This window comes from Meiothermus rufus DSM 22234, from assembly GCF_000423425.1.
Lineage (GTDB): Bacteria > Deinococcota > Deinococci > Deinococcales > Thermaceae > Meiothermus > Meiothermus rufus.
On the sequence record NZ_AUHY01000079.1, the window covers coordinates 1 to 10,564 of the forward strand.

Sequence of the window (10,564 nt, forward strand, 5' to 3'; positions counted from 1 at the left end):
AGCGAAGAGAAGCGGGCGGAGTTAGAGCGGCAAGGATGGGGGATCGAAGTGTACCATCGGGGGCTCAAGCAGTGCTGTGGGGTGGAGCGGGCCCAGGTGAGGAAGGCGGTCTCCATCCTGCGGCACCTCCTCCTGGCTTTGCGGGCCTTCCTCCGGCTGGAGGTCTACCGGCTGCGCAGGGGGGTGAGCTGGTACGAGGCCAAGGCGTCCATTGTTCGCGAGGCAATACGAAGTTATCTCGCCCATCCCCTCCACATCCTTCAGCCAACTGCGTAAGTCCTACCTGTTTGTTCTGCTATCTAGAACGCGGAACCTGGAGGCTGCTCGACATGCCTCGCTTGACAAAGCTCGAGGACCCTCACCATAGTGATAGGGTGCCCTCGCGGAGGGATGGCTGAGTGGTTGAAAGCGGCGGTCTTGAAAACCGTTGTGGGCGCAAGCCCACCGGGGGTTCGAATCCCTCTCCCTCCGCCAAGTCTCTCGGTTCTGCGGGGCTATTGGCCGCAGGGCATTCCCAAAAGCCAGTTTTGTGCTAAAGTATCGTTTGCGGTTTTCGGGGACCCAACCCCAAACCCCACAACCCACGGAGGGGTGGCCGAGTGGCTGAAGGCGGCGGTTTGCTAAACCGCTATAGGGAACGAAAGTCCCTATCGGGGGTTCGAATCCCCCCTCCTCCGCCAAGGGGCCGGGCAGTGTTCCCGGCCCGTATCTATTGCTCCCTCCTTCGCTCCCTGTGTGACCCTGACCAGTTGCCTGACCAGCATTGAGCCTGCGTTCCCTGGGGATGGTACATACCTCATCTGACTCAACCGCAGGTTCCACTCCACCCCCCACCGTTTGGGAGAACGTGACTATGGCTCGAGTCTCGCTAACACCCGAGCTGGGGGTGGTCTGCTTAACTTGCAACTTCGCTGTGGTCTTAATCTTCTTCATCGGGCAGGGTAGGTTTCTGCAGCAGGGTTGGTGCAGGCAGATGGAAGCGAAGCCGCTCTTGCTGACGGCGCAAATTGGCCTCGATCAACTCCTGTTTGCGCTGTCTTCGCAAGGTTTCCTCGTCCAGTTTGGCTGACGGTTGCGCTTGCCTTGGGTTTGGGCCAGGTACCTTGGAAGGAGCAGTAGCCTTGCGAGGAGGGGAACCTGGCCTAGCTGGGGCCGCGCCCACAGATCTCGGCTGAGCTGAAGAGGTAGGCAACACTGCCGGCAGCACAGGGGGGGCTATCTGAACCTGTATGGGTTCGAGCTGCGGAGGATTCTCACTTGGGCTAGCTACGGTTCCCCCCGGCCTGCTGTGGAGCGCCTGCACAGGAGGAGCGGGGGGAGTGGCAATGGTTTGCCGAGGTTGATTTGCCAGAGGCAGGCCCATAGCTGGCCAGATTAGGAACGCAAACAAGGCAAAAATCCCCCCATGCAGCGGCAGCAAAACGCCGGAGAGTCTAAACAAATCGGCTTGAGTAAAGGTGGGCCGCTCTATCTGTCCGTATAGCCCCAGAGGTTTGGCGCTGACCATCAGGCTTAGGCAGTACCCTGCAGCAGCCGTGGAGATGAAAGCCAGAGCCGTGCTGTTATGGCCTGCCCCATCAGCCAAAACCACCACCAAGGGCACCAGCACTGTAGAGCGGGCGCTGCGGCTAACAATAACTAGGTGGGAAAGCAACGAGAGAAGAATTACCAGCAGCACCAGGGCCCAGGAATTGCCCCAAAAGCCCCTTTGCGCGTGGCGGAAGACCTCTTCAACCAGCACTTGTGCAGCGCCAGAGCGCACCAGGGCCTCACCTAGCTCGAGGGTGGCGGCCATAAAGAGCAGGATGTTCCACTCCACCCCCTTGAGGCCTTCCCGAAAAGAGATGTTGCCCAATCGTGGTAGCGTGACCGCCATAGCCCCCAATAGGGCCACCAGGGTGCTGTTGAGCTGGTGCAACGGTTCGGTCATCCACAGAACCACCAAAGCCACCCCCACCATCAGCACGTAGCGCTCGGCAGGGCTGAGCCTGGATGGAGTAGCTTGCAAGGGTGGGGAGGCCTCGAGGCTTTGCTGGCGCTCTTGCCGGGTCAAAAACAGGTGCAGGATGACCCAGGTGGACAGCAGGCTACTCACCAAGGCCAGAGGGGTTCCCAGGAGCATCCAGCGGAAATAGTCCAACCGTTCCCCACCCATACGCGACAGCATCTCCGCAGTGATAAGGTGGGCGCCCGCCCCAATGAGGGAGGCCACTGCCGAAAGCAAAATGATGGTAGGGAAAAGCAGGGCTAGGGCCCGCACCACCCGCGGCGGCAGCAGCTCAGCAAAGGCCGTGAACACGGGCAGAAGCAAAGCCGCACGGCCTGAGGTGGAAGGGATGACAAAAGCGGTAACCACAATGACCCCACTAAGGGCGTAAAAAAGCCCTTGTACACTGCGCGCTCGAGCCGCTACCGCAAAAGATAGGCGTTGGGCCAGGCCGGACTGCCGAACCGCTGTGGCCACAAAGAAGGCGGCCAGCAACAGCCAGATCATCGAATCGCCCAACGAGGCAAAAAACCCCTCTGGCTCCTCTAGCCCCAACAGCACCAGGCTAACAGCAGCAACCAGAGCGATGTAGGTGTCGTTGACTCGTGTAAAAACCCAACCCCCAATTGCCAAGGCAAAAACCACCAGGGTTAGCCGAACCTGGAGGCTATATGCGTCTAGCCCCAACCAGATCAAAAGGACACTAGCCAATACAGCCAGGAGACCCCAAGGGGCGCGTACACCAAGCACGCCCAGGACATAGGAAGGTTTGTTTGGGCTCGGGGAGAGTAGCATGCCGCACCCGACCTTCAGCGCAAAACCATAGCCTCATGTGCAAGGGGCTGCTGCGCTAGCACCTTACCCAGTTCCAGCAGGCGCATAGCCTGGGCAATCGCGTCGGCTGCCCAGTCCTCGGCCCGCTGCATGGCCTCCTCGAGGCTGGCAGGATAGGGCAGAATAGAACCCACCCAGTCCAGACCTTGCTGGTGAAGGTTTTGCCAGCCTGGACCTAGGCTGCCCCCTAAGGCCAATACGGGTTTGCCCAAAGCCCGGGCCTGCTGGGCCACCCAGTGGGGCACCTTGCCGGTCAAAGTAGTGGCATCCAGCCGGCCCTCGCCGGTAATCACCAGATCGGCTTTTCGCAGGTGTTGCTCTAGCCCGACCAGCGGCCCCACCACCTCGGTCCAGGGCTTCAAGGTAGCCCCCAAAAAGGCCATCAGGCCGGTTCCCAGCCCGCCCGAGGCCCCTGAGCCGGGCAGGTCGCCGTAGTAGATGCCCTGCTGTTTGAGCAGATGATAGGCCAGCCGGGCCAACCCCAGCTCGAGCGTCTCCACTATTTCGGGGGTAGCCCCTTTCTGTGGGCCAAAGACCCGGGCCACCCCACGCTCTCCCAGAAGCAGGTTGTGGATGTTACAGGCCGCTACTACCTCCACCTGGCCGACACGGGGGTGCAGTCCAGAAAGATCAATCTCGGCTAGGTTAACCAAAGCACCCCCGCCAAACTCGAGTTCAAACCCCTCTGCATCAAGAAAGCGAACACCCAGGGCCTGGGCCATACCCATCCCCCCATCGTTGGTACCGGAATCACCGCAGCCGATCAAAATGCGCTTAATCTGGGGCTTCTCCAACAGGGCCCGGATTAACTGCCCCACCCCATAGGTAGTGGTGCGCAAAGGGTTGCGTTGCGCTTTAGGTACCAGGCGCAGCCCCGCAGCCGCGGCCATCTCCAGCACACCTGTTTCGCCATCACCCAAAACACCATAGTGGGCTTCAACCCGCTGCCCTACCGGCCCAACCACCGAGCACCTGAAGATGCGACCCCCCGTAGCCTCTACCAGCGTTTGGGTAAAACCTTCCCCCCCATCGGTAAGAGGCAACAGGGTGGTCTGGGCCTGGGGCAACACCCGCTTGACCCCCCGCTGCATCGCCTGGGCCAGCTCGGCGGAAGAAAGGCTTTCTTTGAATCCTCCAGGTGCAATCAGAATGTGCATACGTCCCTCCCTCGAAGCGGGCGGAGTATAGAAGTACGCCCATAAGCTGACTTTAGGCTGACATTAGAGGGGTATAATCGAAAATTCTCTTTGAGAAAGCAAAAATAGACGAACCCCCCGGCCCATCCGGAGGGTCTTGCGGCTTTTGTGCCTACAGGCGGGCACACTGGTCTTCTTTGCTACCCTGCACGATGTTGCCACCCCCTGTAGGTGCGGGGTAGTTCTCTTTACACTGCAGGTTACCGTTCACCCGATTGTTTGAAACCTCGACGCCTCCAAGGTTTTTCACTATCTGAATGTTGCCGTTTACCGTGTTGCTCGAGGCCACCAACAAGCCACGCATCTGATCGTACTGGAGGTCACCCGTAATGCGGGTTCCACTCACCAAGGCCCTTCCTCCTTGCTTGATCTGGATGCTCCCCCCCACCGCAGCATTGCGCACCTGCACCTCCTGGGCATTCTCGGCCTGGATATTGCCTTGTACCCAGATATTTTCGGCTTGCAAGGTAGCGTTCCTTCGGACGAATAGGTTGCCCTCTACACGGGTTCCACGCAGAATGCAGCGCTGGTTCTCTTTGACCTCGAAGTTCTCTAGCGTCACTGCCCCTACAGTGCAGTCTGGACGGGCCTGTCCATCTCCTCTACCAACGCCAAACAGCACCCCTGCACCAGTCTGAAGGCTCTGGGCAGCTGGGCTGCTGCAAGCAGCCACCAGGAGCAGCACACTGGCCATCCCTATCGCTCTGAGTTTGCACATATCTCGCCCCTTTCGGCCAAGCATCGCTTGGTCGCAGTGATTATGGGATGGGGTAGTTAGGCTCACCTTAAGGGTGTGTTACAACCCCTATGAAAGGGGATTAGAGGCTTCCAATCTGGCCTACACAAAGGTCAGCCAGCCTTCGATCGCAAAGCACATCGGAAGGGTTCTTACAAGCCTAGCGCTCCTCCCTCACCCTCCCAAACCATCAGCTCCAGCCCTGGCTCTACCTCCGCGAGCCAAACGGCCTCGGTACTAGGCCCACAGGCAGGAGACTCCTCTTCCAAACGGGCTAGCTCGAGGGTTTCCAGGGGGTCTGGGACAAGAACCCAGCTCGGGTCGCTCCCACCAGGGGTGTAGACATAGTTCTGCATATAGCCCTCCTTTACAAGGAAGGTTAAGAGGGTAGGTTCGCACAGAAATGAGAAGCGGATTGGAGCGGTTTAAGCCAGAACCCCTCAGCGCAGCTTAAGGGGGCTCTGACGCAACTCCTGGGTGTAGCGCAGGTGGGTTAGAACCTGCTGGCTGCGGGGGTCATAGCGCAGGTAGTTGACCAAGCGGCCATTCCACCACACCGGCACATGCACCACCCCTCCCTGCACCACGCCCGACTCCCCCAGCCGCAGGCGCCCAGCCTGGGCCTGGAAGTTACGTAGGTGGGCGGCAAGTTGGGCAGAAGTGAGGGGGCGCAGGAGATAAAAGGTGTCGCTGAACTCATAGGGAATAGGCTCACCGCTACGACCATCCAGGCTCACCGCGCTGACCAGGCGTCCCTGGTACTCCAGTCCCACCCGCAAAAAGCGCTGACGGTTGTTTTGCACCACTACCCAGATGGCGCCTACCCGTAGCTCGCGCTGAAGCTGGCTAAGCAAACTGGGTGTCCTGGACTCCGTTGGACGGGGCCTGTCTACGGGCAGTTGGGGAGGCAGTCTTTCCTCAGTATCATCGTCATCGTCGTTATCGTCGTCATTCTCAGCCCAGACAGCATGGGTAGGCCAGGGCGCCTGGATACTGGCCTCTGCCCATAGGCCCAACCCCAGCCCACACAACCAAAGGCTAATCCAAAGCCATACCTTCATCTTGCGCCTGCCTCAGCCCAAGAATGCCCTTGGGCAGCTCGAGTAGAAAAACAGCCCCACCTCCCTCGCGGTCCTCAACCCAAACCCCTCCTTGGTGCAATCGGGCTACCTGGGCCACAATGGAAAGGCCCAGCCCCGCCCCTTGGGAGCGTTCCCCTTTGCTAAAACGCTCAAAAATCTGCTGGCGCAAGGTGGGGGGAACCCCAGGCCCACTGTCCCAAACCCTTATCCGCACCCGGTCTTCCCAAATCTCGGCACTTACCCCCACTGCACCTTTCTCGGTATGGGCGATGGCGTTGGCAAGTAAATTGGCCACCGCCCGGGCCACCAGCCCTGCATCCCCATGAATCGCTACCTGAGGTGGAATCTGGCAGTGCAGCGAGAGTCCTTTCTGCTGCGCAGCCCTGACCAAAGCGGGCAAAATGGTCTCCAAAGCTTGATCTAGGTGAAAAGGCGTAAAGGGGTTACACAGGCCCGACTCCAAACGCGCGAGGGTCAGCAAATCCTCAGCCAAGCGGATTAGCCGCCCCACCTCCAGACGCATGCGCTCGAGGGCCTCTCTGTACTCTGCAGCGCTACGCTCTCGCCGCAGAGTGATCTCGAGGTCGCCCTTCAGCACGGCCAAAGGGGTACGCAGGTCGTGGGCCGCATCGGCAGTAAAACGGCTTTGTGCCTCTACCAGGGCCTCGAGGCGCTCCAGCATGGCGTTGAGGCTCTGCTTGAGCCGAGCGATTTCGTCTTGGCCTGTGCTACGGGGAATGCGCTTGTGCAGCTCGCCCTGCTCAATACTCCGGGCCGTCTCGGCTATTTCCTGCAAAGGGCGCGAAACCCAGCGAGCCATCCAGAAGCCAGCCAGCAGGGCCATCAGGCTGCCCAGCCCCAGCCAAACCAACACCGTTTGGCGCAAACGCTGTAAAACCCGCATGGTGGCCAGATCGGTAGCGCTTACAACGAGTAGGTACTCGATCTGGAAGTCTGCCGAGGCGGTGGCGATAGGATAAATCACCGCTTTACGTATGTGGGGCACTGGCCGAAGGGAAAAAATCGCCTGCCACAAGGGCCGGGTCTCCTTGGTCTGAAGGGAGAAAGAAACCACCTCTCCTTGCAAAGCCTCCGCTACCAGCAAGGCTGGTAGCTCCACCAAATCCTCATAGCCGCCGATGGCCTGCAGCAGCCGACCATCGGCAGTGAAAAGGTAGACGCTGGGGTCAGCAATCTCTTCGGGTATAGGAGCTGGTGGCAGCGGACGCAACATAACCGGGGTTCGGGCCACAGCCTCGGCAGCGTAGGCCCCAGCCAGACGCTCCAGGTCGTCCTCGAAGTCGGCGGACAGGTCGCGAACAAACAAGGTGTAAGCTGTGGCTCCTGCCCCCAGCAGCACCAGGGTTAGCACCAGGGCATAGGCCAGGGTCAGGCGAAGTTGCAGCGACACGGTAAGGGCTCAGACCTTGGCGTTGGGCGCACGCAGCACATACCCCATACCGCGCACCGTGTGCAGCAAGGGAACGCCAAAGGGCTTATCGATCTTGTTACGCAAGTACGAGACGTAGACGTCCACTACATTGGAATCCAGCCCACTCTCTCCTTCCCATACCGCCTCGGCGATGCGGGTACGGGAGAGGATTTCCTCCGGGTGGCGCATGAAGAATTCCAGCAGGGCATACTCCCGCGCCGAAAGCTCAATTAGTTTGCCAGCCCGCTCAACCCGGTGGCGGGCGGGGTCTAGGGTCAGATCAGCAAACTCCAGTACCGCGCTGCCCCCTCCCCGGCGCAGCAGGGCCCTTAAGCGGGCCAGCAACTCTTCGAACTCAAAAGGCTTGGTCAGGTAATCGTCGGCCCCGGCATCCAACCCGTTGACCTTATCTTGCAGGGAATCCCTAGCTGTAAGCATCAAGATGCCGGCCCGAACCCCCAGGCGCCGCATCTCTTTGGCAGCCGAGGCTCCATCCCGCCGAGGGAGCATCCAGTCCAGCACAATTAGATCGTACTCGGTGGTAGCCGCCCGATAGACCGCCTCCTCGCCATCGGTACAGGCATCTACGGTGTACCCTTCCTCAGCCAGGCCCCGCACCAGCACCGCGGAAAGCTGCTCGTTGTCTTCCACTACCAGCACGCGCATTGCAACTTCCTCAAAGCCTGTGGCAAAGTCATTTTGCGGTAGCAGGGATTGGGGCCTGCTTAGACCAGTATTAAAGGGCTCTAATGGAAAAGGCCCTGGCTACTCCACCGTTACGCTCTTGGCCAGGTTGCGCGGCTGGTCCACGTCGCGTCCGAGGCAGACCGCGGTCTCGTAGGCCAGCAGCTGCAGCGGCACCACGCTCACCACCGGGGCCAGCAAGGGGTGCACCTTGGGCACGTAGATCACGTCCTGGGCAAACTTCCCTACCTCGGTATCGCCCTCCGTGGCGACCGCAATTACCCGCCCCCCCCGGGCCCGCACCTCCTGGATGTTGGAAACGGTTTTTTCGTAGAAGGGGCTATGGGTAGCGAGCACCACCACCGGCAGGCGCTCGTCGATTAGGGCGATGGGGCCGTGCTTCATCTCGCCAGCGGGGTAGGCCTCGGCGTGGATGTAGCTGATTTCCTTGAGCTTGAGGGCCCCTTCGTAGGCGGTGGGGGCCTGGATGTGCCGCCCCAGGAAGAGGTAGTCCTGGGCCTGGTGGTACTTCTCGGCGATATGGGCGATGTGGGGCCGCTGCTCGAGGGTCTCTTCCACCAGCCGGGGTAGCCTGCGCATCTCGGCCAGGAGTTCCCGCACCGCTTTTTCCTCCAGCGTTCCCTTGGCCCGGCCCATCCACACCGCCAGCATGGCCATGGCAGCCAGCATGGCGATGTAGGCCTTGGTGGAGGCCACCCCAATCTCGGGCCCGGCGTGGATGTAGAGGGTGTCGTCGACCTCGCGGGTGATGCTGCTACCCTTGGCGTTGATCACCCCCAGGGTGCCGGCCCCTTTGCGCTTGGCCTCGCGGATGGCCTCGAGGGTGTCGATGGTTTCGCCCGACTGGCTGATGCAGATAGCCAGGGTTTTCCCGTCCACCACCGGGTCGCGGTAGCGGTACTCGCTGGCCACCTCGATCTCCACCGGCACCCGGGCTAAAGCCTCCAGCAGGTACTTGCCCACCCAGGCCGCGTAGTAGGCGGTGCCGCAGGCCACGATGTGCACCTTGTCGTAGCGGGTGGGCTCGAGCCCTAGGCCCAGGGTAACCCCGGCCTCCTGCAACCGCCCGCCCAGGGTGTTCTCCAGCACCCGGGGCTGCTCGTAGATTTCCTTGAGCATGTAGTGGGGGTAGCCCCCCTTCTCGGCGGCCTCGAGGCTCCAGTCCACCATGACCACTTCGCGCTCTACGGAGTTTCCGGCCAGGTCGGTCACGGCCACGCCCTCGCGGGTCACGATGGCCATATCGCCGTCGTGCAGGAAAATCACCCGGCGGGTATAGGGCAGCAACGCCGGCACATCCGAGGCCACAAAGTTCTCCCCCTCCCCCAACCCAATCACCAGGGGGCTCACCGTGCGGGCCACCACGATTTCCTCGTGGTCGCGGTGGGCCACCACCAGGGCATAGGCCCCGTAGGCCTCCGAGAGGGCCAGCCGCACCGCCTCGGCCAGGTCGCCCCGGTACTTTTCCTCGATCAGGTGGGCCAGCACCTCGCTGTCGGTCTCGGAGCTAAAGGTGTGCCCCCGGGCCAAAAGGCCCTCCTTAAGGGGCAGGTAGTTCTCGATGATGCCGTTGTGAATCACGGCGATATCGCCCTTTTCCGTCAGGTGGGGGTGGGCGTTGGGGTCGGTGGGGGCCCCGTGGGTGGCCCAACGGGTGTGGCCCACCCCTAGCGAGCCGGGCAGGGCGTGCGAGGCCAGCGCCTCGGCCAGAACCGAGAGCTTACCGGCCCGCTTGAGCACCTCGAGCCTTCCATTGGCCTTTACCGCTAAACCCGCCGAGTCGTAACCCCGGTACTCTAGGCGCTTTAGCCCATCCAGAATGACCGCCGAAGCCGGACGAAAACCCACATAGCCTACAATTCCACACATACCAAAAACTCCTTATTCGATCCGCTAAAGGATCCAAAACCACCCTAGGGGCTCTCCCTCGAGCCCGCCTGTTGACCCAAATTGCCGACACTGTTTGATCTTGAGCCCTGCTTGTTGGTTGTCCGGCGCTCGCGCCACCGGCTTTCCCGCCAAGCTCTCTGGCCCCCAAGGCCAGCGGAGAGGGAGGGGCTCACCCCCTGGCGGCATCCGCGGAACCACTCGATCTTTGGGCAGGGTTTTCCTGCCTATCCCCACAAGTGGGGACCGCCTCCTCGTAAGGTCGGCCTGCCGACCCCCTGCGCTCCTCCTCTTGCTAAACCCACCTCCTTTCCGGGGCCTATAGACCCCTGTTCATTGTACGTTTTTTTTGTCGGAGGGCCAGTTCATACTGAACCTGGACGGACACATGTGAGACTCTAAGCTGGGATAAAAAGAGGGGAACCAACCAAGAAAGGAGGTTCCCCAAGTGCAGCTTACCACGGTTGGCAAAGCGATATGGCAAGGAGCGAGGAAGGCCCAGGAGCTGGGAGCGGCCGGAGCCAGCGACCCCCTGGTCCAGGAACGGCTACGCAAGCTCAAGCAGGTGGAGGCGTTCAGGAAGCACGGGGTGAGCTGGCCCGAGATCCAGGCCCTGGTGGGGATCAGCCGGGCCACCTACCACCGCTGGAAAAAAGCCCTAAAAGAAAAGGGCCTGGCCGGACTCAAACCCCGCTCCCGCCGCCC

General features: G+C 61.1%; 9 protein-coding genes, 2 tRNA genes and 1 pseudogene. 4 read left to right on the forward strand and 8 right to left on the reverse strand.

Annotated features, from left to right (window positions below; translation table 11 throughout):
* The 3 genes and pseudogenes from G552_RS0112295 to G552_RS0112305 form a co-directional block, all read left to right on the forward strand.
* Positions 1–276 (forward strand): annotated as a pseudogene (locus G552_RS0112295) (IS701 family transposase); the annotation flags it as partial.
* A gap of 108 nt (positions 277–384) precedes the next feature.
* Positions 385–474: transfer RNA gene (locus G552_RS0112300), tRNA-Ser, on the forward strand.
* Positions 475–585: 111 nt separating this feature from the next.
* Positions 586–680: transfer RNA gene (locus tag G552_RS0112305), tRNA-Ser, on the forward strand.
* Positions 681–919: 239 nt separating this feature from the next.
* On the opposite strand, the gene G552_RS15425 is transcribed toward G552_RS0112305, so the two are convergent.
* The 8 genes from G552_RS15425 to glmS all read right to left on the reverse strand — a co-directional run bounded on the left by G552_RS15425 (position 920) and on the right by glmS (position 9,841).
* The gene (locus G552_RS15425; RefSeq protein WP_051195798.1) at positions 920–2,782 is read right to left on the reverse strand and encodes an SLC13 family permease; all 1,863 of its coding nucleotides are present in this window, start codon (positions 2,780–2,782) and stop codon (positions 920–922) included.
* A gap of 14 nt (positions 2,783–2,796) precedes the next feature.
* Positions 2,797–3,978 carry a glycerate kinase gene (locus tag G552_RS0112315; protein WP_027883307.1) on the reverse strand — a complete coding sequence of 394 codons (1,182 nt, stop codon included), beginning with the start codon at positions 3,976–3,978 and terminating at the stop codon, positions 2,797–2,799.
* A gap of 151 nt (positions 3,979–4,129) precedes the next feature.
* Entirely contained in the window at positions 4,130–4,735 is a 606-nt protein-coding gene (locus G552_RS0112320) for a hypothetical protein (RefSeq protein ID WP_036270841.1), read from the reverse strand.
* A gap of 170 nt (positions 4,736–4,905) precedes the next feature.
* Positions 4,906–5,109 (reverse strand): hypothetical protein, encoded by a 204-nt coding sequence (locus G552_RS0112325; protein WP_027883309.1) that lies wholly within the window; start codon positions 5,107–5,109, stop codon positions 4,906–4,908.
* Between the two features lie 84 nt (positions 5,110–5,193).
* Positions 5,194–5,814, reverse strand: a complete 621-nt coding sequence (locus G552_RS0112330; RefSeq protein ID WP_156890746.1) for a hypothetical protein — start codon at positions 5,812–5,814, stop codon at positions 5,194–5,196.
* On the reverse strand, positions 5,792–7,246 hold the full coding sequence (locus tag G552_RS15885) for a sensor histidine kinase (RefSeq protein WP_051195800.1): 1,455 nt from the start codon (positions 7,244–7,246) through the stop codon (positions 5,792–5,794). The genes G552_RS0112330 and G552_RS15885 overlap by 23 nt, the downstream gene beginning before the upstream one ends.
* A gap of 9 nt (positions 7,247–7,255) precedes the next feature.
* Positions 7,256–7,933 (reverse strand): response regulator transcription factor, encoded by a 678-nt coding sequence (locus G552_RS0112340; protein WP_027883311.1) that lies wholly within the window; start codon positions 7,931–7,933, stop codon positions 7,256–7,258.
* A 99-nt stretch (positions 7,934–8,032) separates the two neighbouring features.
* Positions 8,033–9,841 (reverse strand): glutamine--fructose-6-phosphate transaminase (isomerizing), encoded by a 1,809-nt coding sequence (gene glmS / locus G552_RS0112345; RefSeq protein WP_027883312.1) that lies wholly within the window; start codon positions 9,839–9,841, stop codon positions 8,033–8,035.
* A 466-nt stretch (positions 9,842–10,307) separates the two neighbouring features.
* Between glmS and G552_RS0112350 the strand changes: the two genes are divergently transcribed.
* Positions 10,308–10,564: helix-turn-helix domain-containing protein (locus tag G552_RS0112350; RefSeq protein WP_027883313.1), on the forward strand; the 257-nt coding region annotated here is incomplete at its 3' end.